The sequence below is a fragment of the Streptomyces sp. 8K308 genome (genome assembly GCF_004348315.1).
Lineage (GTDB): Bacteria > Actinomycetota > Actinomycetes > Streptomycetales > Streptomycetaceae > Streptomyces.
The window spans coordinates 1-15,594 of record NZ_SMKC01000154.1 but is presented as its reverse complement, the minus strand read 5'-3'; the positions used below and the strand labels follow the sequence as shown (position 1 = coordinate 15,594).

The window sequence follows — 15,594 nt, the reverse complement described above, 5'->3', positions numbered from 1 at the left end:
CCCCCTTCTCGCGCTCCGCGCGGCACGCGGCACGGCCGCAAGGCCCGGGCGCCGGGCGCCGGGCGCGCGGAGCGTGCCGGTGACCCGGGCCTTGCGGCCGTGGCCTACGCCGAGCGCGTAGCGACAGCGCGGTCAGCCGCCCGACGTGGCGGATTCCGCTTCGCAGTCGACGGACGTCGTCCCGTCCCAGGGGTCGGCGAGCCAGCCGTCGGGGAGGGCGACGCGGTTCTTCGCCGAGGTGCGACCCCGCGGGCCGTCCGCGCCGGCGGGCCACGGCTGGTCGAGGTCCAACTCGCCTAGCAGGTCCGAGAGTTCCGCGAGCGAGGCGGTGACGGCCAGCCGGTTGCGCAGGGTCGCGCCGACCGAGAAGCCCTTCGTGTACCAGGCGACGTGCTTGCGGAAGTCGATGACGCCGCGCGACTCGTCGCCCAGCCACTCGCCCAACAGCCGCGCGTGCCGCAGCATGACGTCGGCGACCTCGCGGAGCGCCGGCCGGGCGGGCGCTCCACCGGCGCCACCGGCGCCGTCCGCGCCGTCCGCGCCGTCCGCGCCGTCGGACGCGAGCGCCGCGACGAGGTCGGCGAAGAGCCACGGGCGGCCCAGGCAGCCGCGGCCGACGACCACGCCGTCGCAGCCGGTCTCACGCATCATCCGCACCGCGTCGTCCGCCGACCAGATGTCGCCGTTGCCCAGCACGGGGATCTCCGGCACCGCCTCCTTGAGCCGGGCGATGGCCGACCAGTCGGCCGTGCCACCGTAGTGCTGGGCGGCCGTCCTGCCGTGCAGGGCGATGGCGGTCACGCCCTCCTCCACCGCGATCCGGCCGGCGTCCAGGTAGGTGAGGTGGTCGTCGTCGATGCCCTTGCGCATCTTCATGGTGACCGGGAGGCCGCCCGCGTTGCCGACCGCGGCCCGCAGGATGGCCCGCAGCAGCGGGCGCTTGTACGGCAGCGCCGAGCCGCCGCCGCGCCGGGTGACCTTGGGGACCGGGCAACCGAAGTTGAGGTCGACGTGGTCGGCCAGGTCCTCCTCGGCGATCATGCGGACCGCCCGGCCGACCGTCTCCGGGTCGACGCCGTAGAGCTGGATCGAGCGCGGCTTCTCCGAACCGTCGAAGTGGATCAGCCGCATGGTCTTGTCGTTGCGCTCCACCAGCGCCCGGCTGGTGATCATCTCGCTGACGAAGAGCCCACGCCCACCGGCGAACTCGCGGCACAGCGAACGGAAGGGCGCGTTGGTGATGCCGGCCATGGGCGCGAGCACCACGGGCGGGTCCACCACGTGCGGGCCGATCTGGAGCGTCATCCCGCCATTCTCCCGCACCGGGCGCGCCATCAGCCGGCCGCCTCGTCGCCGACGACCTCGGCATGGAGGCGGTGCAGGCGCTCCCGGGACTCCTCGTCCGCGGGGACGTAGGCGACGAGCCGGGCGCCGCTCTGCGGGGCCAGCCACAGTCGGGTGCTGTCCAGGTGGAGCAGCCCCACGCGGGCGTTGTGGAACCGCTTGACCTTGGGGCTCACGCCCTGCAGCACCTCGTGCCGCTCCCACAGCTCGCGGAACTCGGGGGACGCGCGCTGCAGCCGCCTGAGCATGGTCTTCCAGGCCGGCTCCGCGATGTGCTCGGCCATGGCGGCGCGGAAGTTGGCGGTCATCAGCCGGATCGTCTCGTCCCGGTCGACCAGCGCCGAGTACCAGTCGGGGTTGGTGAACGCCAGCCACATGCAGTTGTGGTCCTCGGGCGCCAGCTCGTCCAGGTCGCACAGCAGCCGGCCGTACACGCGGTTGTAGGCGAGCAGGTCGTAGCGGCCGTTCTGCACGCAGGCGGGGATGGGTTCGAGCTGGTGGAGCATCTCGCGGAGCGAGGGCGGCACGGTGTCGGGCTCGGTGCCCGGCATCGGGTCGGGAACGCCGGCGAGGGTGTAGAGGTGGGCGCGCTCGTTGGCGTCGAGCAGCAGGGTGCGGGCGATGGCGTCCAGCACACCCGCCGAGACCTGGATGTCGCGGGCCTGTTCGAGCCACGTGTACCAGGTGACGCCGACGCTGGCGAGCTGGGCGACCTCCTCGCGGCGCAGCCCGGGGGTGCGGCGGCGCCTGCCCCGGGAGAGCCCGACGCGCTCGGGGGCGATCCGCTCGCGGCGGCTGCGCAGGAAGGCGGCGAGCTCGCGGCGGCGGACAGCGGAGTCGTTCGCCGGCGGCGCGGGGGCCTGCGTGGTGTCCTGGGCGGTGGCCATAGTCCCAGGATGCCACCGGCCGAGGCCGTGTCCAGTTGGTGGGGATACCAGGATAAGAACGCTCTGGTACCAGTCTCAGGGCGGGCGCAGCCTGGGGGTGTGACGCAACACACGACAACGCAACCACCCCGGGTGCGGCCGGCCACCCCGGCGCCGCGGCCGAGCTCGCTCAGCACGCTCGGCCTCCTCATCGTGCTGCTCGGCACCGCCCTGCCGCAACTCGACTTCTTCATCGTCAACGTCGCCCTGCCGACGATCGACCGCGACCTGAACGCCGGCCCGGCGTTGCTGGAGCTGGTGGTGGCCGGCTACGGCGTCGGGTACGCCGTGCTGCTGGTGCTCGGCGGCCGGCTCGGGGACACCTTCGGACGGCGCCGGCTCTTCATGGTGGGACTCGCCGGCTTCGGCCTGACCTCGCTGGCCTGTGGCCTCGCGCCCGACGCCTGGTCCCTGGTGGCGGCGCGGGTCGCCCAGGCGGCGACCGCGGCGCTGATGGCTCCGCAGACCCTGGCCACCATCCAGGCCACCATGACGGGCGAGCGGCGGGCGCGGGCGATGAGCGTGTTCGGCGCGGCGGCCGGGCTCGCCATGGTGACCGGCCAGATCCTGGGCGGGCTGCTGGTCTGGGCCGATCTGGCGGGCACCGGCTGGCGGCTGGTCTTCCTGCTCAACGTGCCGGTGGTGCTGGCCGGCCTGTGGCTCGCGCGGCGGGTGCCCGAGACCAGGACGGAGCGTCCGGCGACGGTCGACGTGCCGGGCACGGTGCTGCTCACGGTGGCGCTGGTTTCTCTGCTGTTGCCGTTGACCGAGGGGCGGGCGACCGGGTGGCCGCTGTGGACCTGGGTGTCGCTGGCGGTGGCGCCGGCCGCGGCGGTGGCGTTCTTCGTGGTCGAGCGGCGGGCCGAGCGGTCATGGGCCCGGGTGCCACTGGTGCCGCCCAGCCTGCTGCGGCTCGCGGGGATGCGGCGCGCGCTGCCGCTGCTGGCGCTGTGCGTGGCGGGCTTCGGCGGCTTTATGTTCGCGATGGCGGTGGCGTTCCAGGACGGTCTCGCGTTCAGCCCGGTACGGGCGGGCGTGGCGCTGGCGCCGTACGCGGTGGCGTTCCTGGTGGCCTCGCTGCTCGGGCCGCGGCTGGCCGCGCGACCCGGCGGCGCGCGCCTGGTGGTGACGGCCGGGGCGGCGGCCCAGGCGGTGGGCATCGGCGTGCTGGCGCTGACCGTGTGGGTCGGCTGGCCGGATCTCGGCCTCCTGGCCCTGACGCCCGGGCTGCTGGTCTCCGGCTTCGGTCAGGGACTGCAGATGCCCACGTTGATGCGCCTGGTGCTGGCCGATGTGCCGGCCGAGCGGGCGGGCGTCGCGGGCGGGGTGCTGACGACGGCCACCCAGTCCGGGATCGCGCTCGGCGTGGCGCTGCTCGGCGCGCTGTTCCTGGCGCTGGTGGACTCGGCGGGCATGGGCGACGCGCTCACGGCGACGCTGTGCGCCCAGTTGGCGGCGGTGCTGGCGGTGTTGGCCCTCAGCCCTCGACTGCCGAACGGATGACAAATATTGAAATCTGTTATCCGTTGTGCGACGCTCGCCCTATGACGTCTTCCTCCGCTCTCTCTTCCTCCTCTCTCTCCTCATCGACGCTTCCGGTCCGCCGTCTCGGGGCGGCGGGCCCGGAGGTCTCCGCGCTCGGCCTCGGCTGCATGGGCATGTCCGCGCTCTACGGGCCCGCCGACCGGGACGAGTCGATCGGCACCATCCACGCCGCCCTCGACGCCGGCGTCACCCTGCTGGACACCGGCGACTTCTACGGCATGGGCCACAACGAGCTGCTGATCGCCGATGCGCTGCGCACCGCCCCCGCCGCGGCCCGGGAGCGGGCGCTGACCAGCGTCAAGTTCGGCGCTCTGCGCGGCCCCGAGGGCGAGTTCTTCGGGATCGACGGCCGCCCGACGGCGGTGAAGAACTTCGCCGCCTACTCGCTCCAGCGGCTCGGCGTCGACCACATCGACGTCTACCGGCTAGCCCGCCTCGACCCGGCGGTGCCCGTCGAGGAGACGGTGGGCGCGATCAAGGAGCTGGTGGACGCCGGGCACGTGCGGTACATCGGCCTGTCGGAGGTCGGCGCCGACACCGTCCGCCGGGCCGCCGCCACGGCGCCCATCGCCGACCTGCAGATCGAGTACTCGCTGATCTCGCGCGGCATCGAACGCGAGATCCTGCCGGCGCTCCGGGAGCTCGGCGTCGGCGTCACCGCCTACGGCGTCCTCTCCCGCGGCCTGATCAGCGGCCACTGGACGGCGGACCGCTCCACGGCCGCCAACGACTTCCGCAGCCACAGCCCGCGCTTCAGCGGCGAGAACCTCCAGCACAACCTCGCCCTGGTGGAGACGCTCCGGGAGATCGCGGACGGTCACGGGGTGAGCGTGGCGCAGCTGGCCATCGCGTGGGTGCTTGCCCGGGGCGAGGACATCGTGCCGCTGGTCGGGGCCCGCACCAGGGAGCGGCTCGGTGAGGCGCTCGGCGCGCTTGACGTTACCCTCGACGCGGGCGATCTGGCCGCGATCGAGCGCGCCGTGCCGGCGGACGCCGCGGCGGGCGAGCGGTACGCCGCGGCGCAGATGGCCATGCTGGACAGCGAGAAGTAGCGAGCGAGCGGCGCGCGGATAGGGGGATGACGGGATGACCGAGGCGCTGACCCCCGAGCGCATCCTGGCGGCCACCGAGGACGTGCTGCGGCGCTACGGGCCGGCGAAGGCCACCGTGGTGGACGTGGCGCGGGCCCTCGGGGTCAGCCACGGCTCGGTCTACCGGCACTTCCGCACCAAGACGGCGCTGCGCGAGGCCGTCACCAGGCGGTGGCTCGACCAGACCACGACCCTGTTGGAGCCGCTGGCGGCGGGGCCCGGGCCGGCCGCGCGGCGGATGGCCGACTGGCTCACGGTGCTGTTCCACGCCAAGCGGCGCAAGGCGTTCGACGATCCCGAGCTGTTCGCCACCTACCAGGTGTTGGCGTCCGAGGTGAGCGAGGCGGTCGCCGAGCACGTGGCCGAGCTGGTCGGCCAGCTCACCCGGATCGTCGAGGACGGCAGGGCCGAGGGCGTCTTCGCGCCTGGCCCGCCGGACTCCGCCACGCTGGCCCGCGCCGTCTTCCAGGCGACCTCCCCCTTCCACAAGCCGTCGTACGCCGACTACTGGGCCGGCCCGACGGCCGAGGCGGACTTCACGGCGCTGCGCGACCTCGTCATCCGGGGCTGTCAGTAGTCACCCATACACTGTGCGTACTACTGGATAAGCCGCCGAAGGAGGCGCATCGCGACGAAGGTGATGGAGCGACCGAAAACCATGCAGCCCCCTCAGCGCACACAGTTCGAGGAGCTGTGCGACGTGCTGGAAGAGCTCAACGTGCCCGATGGCTACCGGGCGGAGATCATCAGGGGGGCATCACCTTGTCGCCGTGGTCCAAGGGCACCTACCGGCCCATTCTGCGGAGCATGACGCGGCAGTTGTCCGGGCACGAGCCGGAGGGGCACGTCATCGACACCGCGCCCTACCTGTTCGCCTTCCCCGGACAGAGCAAGGCGGTCGGTCCGAACCTGCATGTGTCCGACGCCGAAGCGACCAACGTCGACACCATCTATCTCCCCGGAGAGGCGCTGTCGCTCGTCGCAGAGCTCACGTCGCATGCCACGGCGCACTACGACCGCGCGGACAAGGTCGAGTACTACGGCAAGGGCGGCGTTCCCGTCTACGTGCTCGTGACATGGAGCGGGCGACCGTCACCGTGTATTCCAAGCCCGGTGAGAAGGGTTACGAGCGGCACACCGAGATCAAGTTCGGCGACAAGGTCGACATCCCCGCGCCGTTCGAGTGCGAGCTCGACACGGCTGACTGGGAGGCGTAGCGCACGCGTTGGGGGCGCGGGCCCGGGCCCGCGCCCCCAATCACGGCGGAGGAGACGAACGTCAGCAGCCGATGAGGCGGCCGGCCAGGTAGGACTCGACCTGGTCGAGGGAGACGCGCTCCTGCTTCATGGAGTCGCGCTCGCGCACGGTCACCGCGTTGTCCTCGAGGGTGTCGAAGTCGACGGTGACGCAGAAGGGGGTGCCGATCTCGTCCTGGCGGCGGTAGCGGCGGCCGATCGCGCCCGCGTCGTCGAACTCGATGTTCCAGTGCCTGCGCAGCGCCGCGGCCAGGTCCTTGGCCTTCGGGGAGAGCTGCGGGTTGCGGGAGAGCGGGAGGACGGCGACCTTGACGGGGGCGAGGCGAGGGTCGAGGGCCATAACGACCCGCTTCTCCATCTTGCCCTTGGCGTTGGGGGCCTCGTCCTCGCGGTAGGCGTCGAGCATGAAGGCCAGCATGGTGCGGCCGACGCCGGCTGCCGGCTCGATGACGTAGGGGGTCCAGCGCTCGCCGGCCTCCTGGTCGAAGTAGCTCAGGTCCTGGCCCGAGGCCTTGGAGTGGGCGGTGAGGTCGTAGTCGGTGCGGTTGGCCACGCCCTCCAGCTCACCCCACTCGGAGCCGCCGAAGTTGAAGCGGTACTCGATGTCGGCGGTGCGCTTGGAGTAGTGGGAGAGCTTCTCCTTGGGGTGCTCGTACCAGCGCATGTTCTCCTCGGAGAGGCCGAGGTCGCGGTACCAGTTCCAGCGCTGCTCCATCCAGTAGCCGTGCCACTGCTCGTCCTCGCCGGGCTTGACGAAGAACTCCATCTCCATCTGCTCGAACTCGCGGGTGCGGAAGATGAAGTTGCCCGGGGTGATCTCGTTCCGGAAGGACTTGCCCATCTGCGCGATGCCGAAGGGCGGCTTGCGGCGCGAGGTCTGCTGCACCTGGGCGAAGTTGGTGAAGATGCCCTGGGCGGTCTCGGGGCGCAGGTAGGCGACCGAGCCGGTGTCCTGGGTGGGGCCGAGGTGGGTGGCGAGCAACCCGGAGAACTGCTTGGGCTCGGTGAAGCCGCCCTTGTTGCCGCAGTTGGGGCAGTTGATATCGGCCAGGCCGTTGGCCGGAACGTGGCCGTGCTTCGCCTCGTACGCCTCCTCCAGGTGGTCGGCGCGGAAGCGCTTGTGGCAGGAGGTGCACTCGGTCAGCGGGTCGGTGAAGGTCGCGACGTGGCCCGACGCCTCCCAGACCTCGGTGGCCAGGATGACCGAGGAGTCGATGCCGACGACGTCGTCGCGAGAGGTGACCATGGCCCGCCACCACTGCCGCTTGACGTTCTCCTTCAGTTCGACGCCGAGCGGTCCGTAGTCCCAGGCGGCGCGCTGACCGCCGTAAATCTCGCTGCAGGGATAGACGAAGCCACGGCGCTTGCTGAGGCTGACGATGGTGTCGATCTTGTCGGCGGCCACGGTGCTCTCTTCGGGACGAAGGACGAGATGGAATTGCCTCAGGTTACCGGCCGTCGAGGGGGCCGCAGCAAATCGGTAAGGGGCTGCGAGAGAAGGGCGGCTTGGGCCCGGCGGGGCGGGCGAGGCGGCGGTCACATCCCGGCATCATCAGTTGACAATGGTTTCCATATAACTTGAAAATGGCTGTCATGACCGCAAGTCCTCGCGCCCGTCGTTCCCGTTCCCGAATATCCCGAATGCCGCTCGCCGGCGTCGCGGCCCTCGGCCTGCTGGCGTTGTCCGCCTGCGGCTCGGGTGACGACGCGGGGGGCGGTGGCGGCGAGGGCGGCGGCCTCGACGTGGTCGCGTCGTTCTACCCCATGGAGTTCCTGGCCGAGCGCATCGGCGGGGACCACGTCTCCGTCTCCACGCTCACCGAGCCGGGCGTCGAGCCGCACGACCTCGACCTGAGCCCCCGGGAGACCGCGCGGCTCAGCGAGGCGGACCTGGTGGTCTACCTGCGCGGCCTCCAGCCGGCCGTCGACGAGGCCGTCGAGCAGTCGGGCGTGGCGCACGTCGCCGAGGCCACCTCCTTCACCACGCTCGAGACCCACGGGGACGAGGTGGACGGCGAGGAGCACGCCGAGGACGAGCACGCCGAGGACGAGCACGCCGAGGACGAGCACGCCGAGGAGGGCCACGCCGAGGAGGGCGACGGGCACGACCACGAGGGCGGCGACCCGCACATCTGGCTCGACCCGGTGCGCTACGCCGAGGTGGCCCAGGGCGTCGGCGAGGCGCTGGCCGAGGCCGACCCGGACAACGCCGCCGACTACGAGCGGAACGCCGAGCAGCTCGTCGGCGAACTCCAGGCGCTGGACGATGAGTTCGCCGCCGGCCTGGCCGACGTGCCGAACCGGACCTTCATCACCACCCACGCCGCCTTCGGCTACCTCGCCGAGCGCTACGAGCTGCGCGAGGAGGCCATCACGGGGCTCGACCCCGAGAGCGAGCCGAGCGCCGCCCGGATGCGCGACCTGCAGGAGATCGCCCGCGAGGACGGCGTGACCACGGTCTTCTTCGAGACGCTGGTCAGCGACGAGACCGCACGCACCCTCGCCGACGACCTCGGGCTCGAGACGGCCGTGCTCGATCCGGTCGAGGGAATCACGGACGACTCCCCCGGCGCTGACTACCTCGAGGTGATGCGCGCCAACCTCGCGGCCCTCCAGCAGGCACTGGGCGCGCGCTGAGGAGACGAAAGGCCATGGAGCCCGTCATATCCCTGACCGGGGTGACCGCCGAGCTCGGCGGTCGGCCCGTGCTGCGCGGCGTCGACCTGACCGTGCGGCCCGGCGAGGTGGTGGCGCTGCTCGGCGCCAACGGCTCGGGCAAGTCCACCGCCGTGCGGGCCACGGTGGGCCAGGTGCCGGTCACCGGCGGCGCGCTCACCCTGTTCGGCACCCCCGTGCACCGCTTCCGCGACTGGCGGCGCCTCGGCTACGTGCCGCAGCGCTCCACGGCCGCCGGCGGGGTGCCCGCCACCGTGCGCGAGGTCGTCTCGTCCGGCCGGCTGGCGAGGCGCGGGCTGCGCCCGCTCGGCCGGGCCGACCGGGCCGCCGTCGACCGGGCGATCGACCTGGTCGGTCTCACCGACCGAGCGGGGGACTCGGTGTACGCGCTCTCCGGCGGCCAGCACCAGCGGGTGCTGATCGCCCGGGCGCTGGCCGGCGAGCCCGAGCTGCTGGTGATGGACGAGCCGCTGGCCGGCGTCGACCTGGCCAGCCAGGCCGTGCTGGCCGAGACGCTGCGCGGCCAGCTCGCCGGCGGGGCGGCGGTGCTGCTCGTGCTGCACGAGCTGGGCCCCCTACGGCCCCTGATCGACCGGGCCGTGGTGTTGGCGCACGGCCGCGTCGAGCGCACCGTGGACCGCCCCGGCGGCGGTGGGGCGGACGCGGTGCTGCCCGAGGAGCCGGCCTGCCACCCCCACGCGTCCCACGACGTGCCAGAGACGTCCGCGCTCCAGACCGGGATCCTGTGATGTTCGAAGTCCTCGACTACCCCTTCATGCAGCGCGCGCTGTTGGCCGCCCTGCTGATCGGCGCCGCCGCGCCGGCCGTCGGGATCTACCTGGTGCAGCGCCGGCAGGCGCTGATGGGCGACGGCATCGGGCACGTGGCGCTGACCGGCGTGGCGCTCGGCTTTCTGTTCAACACGAACCCGGTGTGGATGGCGGTGGCCGTCTCGGCCCTCGGCGCGGTCGGCATGGAGCTGCTGCGCTCCTCGGGACGGGCGCGCGGCGACATCGCGCTCGCCATGCTGTTCTACGGCGGCATGGCCGGCGGCGTCATGATCATCAATCTGGCGCCCGGCGGCTCGACCGCCAACCTCACCTCCTACCTGTGGGGCTCGGTCACCACCGTCGCGCCCGAGGACATCACCGCCATCCTGTGGCTCTCCGCCTTCGTGCTGCTGATCTCGCTCGGGCTGCGCCGCCAGCTGTTCGCGGTCTGCCAGGACGAGGAGTTCGCCCGGGTGACCGGGCTGCCGGTGCGGGCGCTCAACCTGCTGCTGGCCGTCACCGCGGCCGCGACGGTGACCGTGGCCATGCGGGTGGTGGGGCTGCTGCTGGTCAGCGCGCTGATGGTGATCCCGGTGGTGGCCGCCCAGCAGGCCACCAGGGGCTTCGCGACGACGCTGGCGGCGGCGATCGGCTTCGGCGTCCTCGTGTCGGTGTCCGGCACGGTCACCTCGTACTACGCCGACGTGCCGCCGGGCGCGACCATCGTGCTGATCGCGCTGGGGCTCTTCGCGTTGGCCGCGCTGCTCGCGTTGCCGCTGGCCAGGCGGCGCGCCCGGCGCGCACTCCCCGCGCAGGCGCCGGCGCCGGGGACCGTGCCGGCCGCCCGTCCGTGAGCCCCGGGAAAGCGGCTACCCTGGCCACGCAGGACCGGTGAGGGCAACCGCACGCCGACCCAGGGAGGACTCGTGGAGACGTCAGGACCGCCGGTGCGTGGCCGTTCGACGCGTCAGCGGGCGGCGGTCGCCGCCGCGCTCGCAGAGGTCGACGAGTTTCGCAGCGCCCAGGAGCTGCACGACATGCTCAAGCACCGGGGCGCCTCGGTCGGCCTGACCACCGTCTACCGCACCCTCCAGTCGCTCGCCGACGCGGGCGAGGTCGATGTCCTGCGCACCAGCGACGGCGAGTCCGTCTACCGCAGGTGCAGCACCGACGACCACCACCACCATCTGGTCTGCCGGTCCTGCGGCAAGGCCGTGGAGGTGGAGGGCCCGGCGGTGGAGAAGTGGGCGGACACCGTCGCGCAGGAGCACGGCTTCGTCGACGTCCGTCACACCGTGGAGATCTTCGGAACCTGCGGCGACTGCGCCGCCGCGCGGTCGCGCGGCTGAGCCGGGCGACCGGCGGCGGCGTCCCGTCCGGTGGCCGTCAGGGCTGACTGCGGACGGCGTCGAGTCGATGCGCGTAGAGGACGCGCCCGCAGGGGGTGCTGTTGCGGCACGAGGGGTCGTCGATGTCGGCGCGGTGTTCGGAGACCGACCACAGGCGGGGCGGATTCCCGGTCGTCGCGCCGTGTTGGACGTAGAAGTCCTCGGGGCCCACGGCGGTGCGGATCTCGCCGCCCTGAAGGCCGAGCCGGCCGCCGGTGACGGTGGCCCGCCACAGGCTGCCGTTGCTGTAGCGGTGGCTCTGGTTGACGTAGTACCGGCCCTCGTGGCGCGCCACGCCCTGCGCCTGGTGCACGGGCAGGAACCAGGTCGAGCCGGCCGTGGCCGCCACGGTGCCGGTACGGCGTTCGAGTTCGGCGATCGGCCAGGCGCCCACTCGGCCGGTGGACGGCTGGGTGGTGGTGGTCGAGCAGTACTCCCCCACTACCAGGTGGTCGACGCCGCCGCGGTCGAGGGAGAGGTAGGACGCCTTGGGGGCGCCGACGTCGACGCAGGCCGAGCCGTCGTTGTACTGGGTGGCGGTGTACCGCCAGGTGGCCACCTGCGGCATCACGTAGCGGTAGCCGTGGCCGTACCAGACATTGTTCTGCCGGCCCACCCGCCGGCCGTCCCGCACATCGCTGCTGAGGCCGTCCGGCGTGCGGTCATTGGTGGCGGCGTCCTGGTCGGGGTTGAGGTCGAAGATGTACCGCATGTCGAAGACGCGGATGCCGTTGTAGGTGTCGGCGACGTAGAGGTAGTTGCCGTACCAGACCATGCCGCCGGCGTGGATGCCGGTCTGGCCGCCGCTGGAGTGGATGGGCTCGTAGGTGATGTTCCCGCCCGAGTCGTGGTACGGCCACACCAGCAGGACGTGCCGGTAGCGGCCTGCGGCGGGGTCCACGAAGGTCACCCTCACGCCCTTCTCGAAGCAGAGTCCCGAGGTCGAGGACGAGCAGTTCCCCGCCGAGTCGCGCCCGGGGTTGTAGCTGTCGTACCAGCCGGTCAGGAGCGTCCCGGTGGCCGTCCCCCACGCCTCGTCCTGCTGGGCGTCGGAGACCCCGGTCAGCCCCTGGGGTATCCACTCCTGGCCGAGCGAGTCGTCCTCGTCGAAGCAGCGGACCGCGTCCGGTTCGAGCGGCGGCTTGGGGGTCGGGTCGCTCGGCGAGGTCGCGTCGCCGGCGCCGAACGGGTCGGCGCAGGCGCCGCCGGCGCTCAGCGTGCGGTTGGCCTGGGCCAGCAGGTTCTGCACGCCCTGCCGGGGCAGCGCGGCGGTCAGGTCGGCTATGCGGCCGCTGAGGTCGCTGCCCGCGGTGAGGGTGAACTCGCCGGCGGACGCCGGAGCGCCGGCCCCGGGGAAGGCGAGCGCGGCCAGCTCACGCTGGCGGGGGCTGAGGGTGCCGGCCTCGGCCAGTGGTTCCTGCCGCTGCCAGCGCTCGCCGCCGGGTGCCGGGTCGTGGGCCGGCGCCGCGGCGGCGGAGGGGGCCGGGCCCGAGACGAGCACGGCGAGCGGGAGGAGCAGGGCGGCGGTCAGCACGGCCGCCGCGCCGCGCGACCGTCGTCTTCGCGAGAATCGTCGAGTCAAGGTTCGCCTCTCGAGAACAGCATCGAGTACGGACGAACCCAGCGTGACATGAACGCAACAGGATCAGTAGCCCCACGGGGCTCTGTGTCACCGCGCCTGGGCGGGCATCTCGTTGGGCACCGCGCCGCCGAACCGCCGGTCCCGCGAGGCGTACTCGACGCACGCGTCCCACAGGTTCCGCCGGTCGAAGTCCGGCCAGAGCACGTCCTGGTAGACCATCTCCGCGTAGGCGCTCTGCCAGATCAGGTAGTTGGACGTGCGCTGCTCGCCCGACGGCCGCAGGAACAGGTCCACGTCCGGCATGTCGGGGAAGTACAGGTACTGGCCGAGCGTGCGCTCGTTGACCTTCTCCGGCGATATCCGGCCGGCCCGCACGTCCTCGGCGAGCCGGGCCGCCGCGTCCGCGATCTCGGCGCGCCCGCCGTAGTTGACGCACATGTACAGCGTCATCGCGTCGTTGTCCCTGGTGCGCTCCTCGGCGTACTGGAGCTTGCGGACCACCGACTTCCACAGCCGCGGCTCGCGCCCCGCCCACCTGATGCGCACGCCCATCGCGTCCAGCTCGTCGGTGCGGCGGTCGATGACGTCCCGGTTGAAGCCCATCAGGAAGCGCACCTCGTCCGGGGAACGCTTCCAGTTCTCCGTGGAGAAGGCGTACAGCGACAGGTTGCTGATCCCCAGCTCGAGGCAGCCCTTGACCACGTCGAGGACCACCGCCTCGCCCCGCTTGTGCCCCTCGGTGCGGGGCAGGCCGCGCTGCTTGGCCCAACGGCCGTTCCCGTCCATCACCACGGCCACGTGCCGCGGGATCAGCTCGCCCGGCAGCTTGGGCGGCTGGGCGCCGGACGGATGCGGGTCGGGGGCGCGGTACTCGCGACGCCGCCTGGACGACAGGATTCCGCGGGCAGCCATAGGGGGACTCCGTAACGTCGGTGCGATCCTGGCAGCCGAGGGTATCGCCGCTCAGCCCTTCTCCACGAATCTCAGCGACCGCAGCCCCCGCTCCAGATGCCAGTGCAGATAGGCCGAGACGAGCCCGCTGCCCTCCCGCACGTGGCGGGCCTCGGCCCGGTCGGCCGTCTCCCAGTCCCCGGTGAGCAGCGCCCCGAGCAGCCGCAGCGCCTCGGGCGAGGGCACCACGCTGCCCGGCACCCGGCAGTCGCCGCACACCGAGCCCCCGGCGGCCAGCGAGAAGAACCGATTCGGCCCGGGGAGGCCGCACTTCGCGCAGTCCTCGAAGCTCGGCGCGTAGCCGCCGACCGCCAACGAGCGGAGCAGGAAGGCGTCGAGCACGAGCCCGGGGGCGTGCGCCCCGGCGGCCAGCGTGCGCAGGCCGCCGACCAGCAGCAGGTACTGCTGGACGTTGGGCTCGCCCTCGTGGTCCGTGAACCGCTCCGCCGTCTCCAGCATCGCCGTGCCCGCCGTGTACCGGGCGTAGTCGGACACGATGTGCCGGCCGTAGGGGGCGATGGTCTCGGCCTGCGTGCACAGCGGCAGCGAACGGCCGACCAGCGCACTCCCCCGCGCGTAGAACTGCACGTCGACGTGCGAGAAGGGCTCCAGGCGCGCGCCGAACTTCGACTTGGTACGGCGCACGCCCCGCGCGACCGCGCGCACCCGGCCCTGCCCCCGGGTGAGCATGGTGATGATCCGGTCCGCCTCACCCAGCTTCTGGGTGCGCAGCACGATGCCGTCGTCGCGGAACAGGCTCATGCCGCCATTCTCGCCCACCGGCCGGGCGCGGCCGCCGTGCGGGGGCGGCCGGCTTCCGTGATCGTGGGAGGTGTGAGACCCGACGGGCCCGGTTCCTCCTCCCGGTGGCAGGGCCGGCCCCTGTTCACCGGCGAACCGACGCTGCGAATCGGCCGCTGGGACGTGTCCTGGCTGCTGCCCTCGGCGCTGCTGCTCGTCATCGCGGCCGCCGACTGGAACGCGTCGGGCGACTTCCGGGTGGTGACCTGGCTCGCGGCGGTGCCGATCGTCGCCTCGGCCACCGGCGGAATGCTGACCACGGTGATCTTCGCGGTCCTCGCCCCGACGGCCTACGTGCTCCTCGACCTCTCCTGGGAGCACCAGAACCAGATGGGCGTCGGCGACTTCGCGCTGGTGGTGGCGGGCGCGGCGCTCGGCGTCCTGTCCCGCTGGCTGCGCGGCCGCGCCCACCGCCACCTGATGAGCGTGGAGAACGCCGCCGAGGCGACGCGGCTCGCGGTGCTGCGGCCGATCCCGCCGCTGACCGGCGGCCTGCGGACCGCCAACGCCTACCTCGCCGCCGACAGCGCCGCTCAGGTCGGCGGCGACTTCTTCGACGTCCAGCCGTCGCCGCACGGCACCCGGGTGCTGCTCGGCGACGTGCAGGGCAAGGGCACCTCGGCGGTGGACGCGGCCGCCGCGCTGCTCGGCACGTTCCGGGAGGCCGGCCACCACGAGGGGCTGCTGGCCACGGTCGCGGAGCGGCTCGAGGACCGGATGCGGCGGGAGAACGAGTACGCGGCCCGGCTCGGCCAGCGGGAGGACCGCCTCGCCACGGCGATCTTGGTCGGGTTTCCCGCGGTGGAGACGGGCTGGGTCGAGCTGGTGAACTTCGGCCACGCCGGGCCGCTGGTCATCGGCCGGGACGGCGTCCGGCAGCTGCCGGAGGGCAGCGGGGCGCCGCTCGGCCTGACGGCGCTCTCCGGGATCTCCGACGCGGGGGGCGAGGGCGCGCCGTCGGTCGGGCTGCCGCCGGTGCTGCGGGTGCCGTTCGAAAGGGGCGAGACGTTGCTGCTGGTCACGGACGGCGTCACGGAGGCCCGCGACCGGGCCGGGGAGTTCCTGCCGCTGGCGGAGCACCTGACGGCGCGGGTCGCCGAGGCGGCGTCCTCGCCGGACCGTCTCGTGGCGCTCGTGGAGCGGGCGGTGCGGCGCCACACGGGTGGGCCGCTGGCCGACGACACGGCGATCCTGGCGGTCCGCCACGCCTGACCCCGGCCGGGGGTCCTCCTCCACCCACCCGCCCCTTGTCGCGCTCCGCGCC

Annotated in this window: 14 protein-coding genes; 8 read left to right on the top strand and 6 right to left on the bottom strand. The window is 72.8% G+C overall.

Annotation, left to right across the window (positions count from 1 at the left end; translation table 11 throughout):
* Nucleotides 1–132: 132 nt before the first annotated feature.
* Together dusB and E1265_RS20735 are read right to left on the bottom strand one after the other, a co-directional pair.
* Nucleotides 133–1,305, bottom strand: a complete 1,173-nt coding sequence (gene dusB / locus E1265_RS20740) for a tRNA dihydrouridine synthase DusB (RefSeq protein WP_132932123.1) — start codon at nucleotides 1,303–1,305, stop codon at nucleotides 133–135.
* A gap of 29 nt (nucleotides 1,306–1,334) precedes the next feature.
* The gene (locus E1265_RS20735) at nucleotides 1,335–2,231 is read right to left on the bottom strand and encodes a helix-turn-helix transcriptional regulator (protein WP_132932122.1); all 897 of its coding nucleotides are present in this window, start codon (nucleotides 2,229–2,231) and stop codon (nucleotides 1,335–1,337) included.
* A gap of 132 nt (nucleotides 2,232–2,363) precedes the next feature.
* Between E1265_RS20735 and E1265_RS20730 the strand changes: the two genes are divergently transcribed.
* From E1265_RS20730 to E1265_RS20720, 3 genes are read left to right on the top strand one after another with little or no spacing between them, the layout of a single operon-like run.
* Nucleotides 2,364–3,773: an MFS transporter gene (locus tag E1265_RS20730; RefSeq protein ID WP_243740978.1), complete on the top strand. Its 1,410-nt coding sequence runs from the start codon at nucleotides 2,364–2,366 to the stop codon at nucleotides 3,771–3,773.
* 41 nt (nucleotides 3,774–3,814) lie between these two features.
* A complete protein-coding gene (locus E1265_RS20725; protein ID WP_132932118.1) occupies nucleotides 3,815–4,867 on the top strand; it encodes an aldo/keto reductase in 1,053 nt (350 codons plus the stop codon).
* 34 nt (nucleotides 4,868–4,901) lie between these two features.
* Nucleotides 4,902–5,483, top strand: coding sequence for a TetR/AcrR family transcriptional regulator (locus tag E1265_RS20720; protein WP_132932116.1), 582 nt, complete (start codon nucleotides 4,902–4,904; stop codon nucleotides 5,481–5,483).
* Between the two features lie 701 nt (nucleotides 5,484–6,184).
* Here the strand turns inward: E1265_RS20720 and E1265_RS20710 are convergent.
* Nucleotides 6,185–7,567 carry a glycine--tRNA ligase gene (locus tag E1265_RS20710; protein WP_132932114.1) on the bottom strand — a complete coding sequence of 461 codons (1,383 nt, stop codon included), beginning with the start codon at nucleotides 7,565–7,567 and terminating at the stop codon, nucleotides 6,185–6,187.
* Nucleotides 7,568–7,755: 188 nt separating this feature from the next.
* Between E1265_RS20710 and E1265_RS20705 the strand changes: the two genes are divergently transcribed.
* The 4 genes from E1265_RS20705 to E1265_RS20690 all read left to right on the top strand — a co-directional run bounded on the left by E1265_RS20705 (nucleotide 7,756) and on the right by E1265_RS20690 (nucleotide 10,957).
* Nucleotides 7,756–8,799 carry a metal ABC transporter substrate-binding protein gene (locus E1265_RS20705; RefSeq protein ID WP_243740976.1) on the top strand — a complete coding sequence of 348 codons (1,044 nt, stop codon included), beginning with the start codon at nucleotides 7,756–7,758 and terminating at the stop codon, nucleotides 8,797–8,799.
* Nucleotides 8,800–8,813: 14 nt separating this feature from the next.
* Nucleotides 8,814–9,587 carry a metal ABC transporter ATP-binding protein gene (locus E1265_RS20700; protein ID WP_132932110.1) on the top strand — a complete coding sequence of 258 codons (774 nt, stop codon included), beginning with the start codon at nucleotides 8,814–8,816 and terminating at the stop codon, nucleotides 9,585–9,587.
* Nucleotides 9,587–10,462: a metal ABC transporter permease gene (locus E1265_RS20695; protein WP_132932108.1), complete on the top strand. Its 876-nt coding sequence runs from the start codon at nucleotides 9,587–9,589 to the stop codon at nucleotides 10,460–10,462. Before E1265_RS20700 ends, E1265_RS20695 begins: the two co-directional genes overlap by 1 nt.
* A 72-nt stretch (nucleotides 10,463–10,534) precedes the next feature.
* On the top strand, nucleotides 10,535–10,957 hold the full coding sequence (locus tag E1265_RS20690; RefSeq protein WP_132932107.1) for a Fur family transcriptional regulator: 423 nt from the start codon (nucleotides 10,535–10,537) through the stop codon (nucleotides 10,955–10,957).
* Between the two features lie 37 nt (nucleotides 10,958–10,994).
* Here E1265_RS20690 and E1265_RS20685 read toward each other — a convergent pair whose 3' ends face one another.
* The 3 genes from E1265_RS20685 to recO form a co-directional block, all read right to left on the bottom strand.
* On the bottom strand, nucleotides 10,995–12,578 hold the full coding sequence (locus E1265_RS20685) for a hypothetical protein (protein ID WP_132932105.1): 1,584 nt from the start codon (nucleotides 12,576–12,578) through the stop codon (nucleotides 10,995–10,997).
* An 87-nt stretch (nucleotides 12,579–12,665) separates the two neighbouring features.
* Nucleotides 12,666–13,490, bottom strand: a complete 825-nt coding sequence (locus E1265_RS20680) for an isoprenyl transferase (protein ID WP_132932103.1) — start codon at nucleotides 13,488–13,490, stop codon at nucleotides 12,666–12,668.
* 51 nt (nucleotides 13,491–13,541) lie between these two features.
* Nucleotides 13,542–14,291 (bottom strand): DNA repair protein RecO, encoded by a 750-nt coding sequence (recO, locus tag E1265_RS20675; RefSeq protein ID WP_132932101.1) that lies wholly within the window; start codon nucleotides 14,289–14,291, stop codon nucleotides 13,542–13,544.
* A 72-nt stretch (nucleotides 14,292–14,363) separates the two neighbouring features.
* Between recO and E1265_RS20670 the strand changes: the two genes are divergently transcribed.
* On the top strand, nucleotides 14,364–15,542 hold the full coding sequence (locus E1265_RS20670; protein WP_243740975.1) for a PP2C family protein-serine/threonine phosphatase: 1,179 nt from the start codon (nucleotides 14,364–14,366) through the stop codon (nucleotides 15,540–15,542).
* Nucleotides 15,543–15,594 lie beyond the last annotated feature (52 nt).

Coding starts and splice junctions, on each gene's coding strand:
- dusB (WP_132932123.1), bottom strand. CDS start 1,305: ATGACGCTCCAGATCGGCCCGCACGTGGTGGACCCGCCCGTGGTGCTC.
- E1265_RS20735 (WP_132932122.1), bottom strand. CDS start 2,231: ATGGCCACCGCCCAGGACACCACGCAGGCCCCCGCGCCGCCGGCGAAC.
- E1265_RS20725 (WP_132932118.1), top strand. CDS start 3,815: ATGACGTCTTCCTCCGCTCTCTCTTCCTCCTCTCTCTCCTCATCGACG.
- E1265_RS20720 (WP_132932116.1), top strand. CDS start 4,902: ATGACCGAGGCGCTGACCCCCGAGCGCATCCTGGCGGCCACCGAGGAC.
- E1265_RS20705 (WP_243740976.1), top strand. CDS start 7,756: ATGACCGCAAGTCCTCGCGCCCGTCGTTCCCGTTCCCGAATATCCCGA.
- E1265_RS20700 (WP_132932110.1), top strand. CDS start 8,814: ATGGAGCCCGTCATATCCCTGACCGGGGTGACCGCCGAGCTCGGCGGT.
- E1265_RS20695 (WP_132932108.1), top strand. CDS start 9,587: ATGTTCGAAGTCCTCGACTACCCCTTCATGCAGCGCGCGCTGTTGGCC.
- E1265_RS20680 (WP_132932103.1), bottom strand. CDS start 13,490: ATGGCTGCCCGCGGAATCCTGTCGTCCAGGCGGCGTCGCGAGTACCGC.
- recO (WP_132932101.1), bottom strand. CDS start 14,291: ATGAGCCTGTTCCGCGACGACGGCATCGTGCTGCGCACCCAGAAGCTG.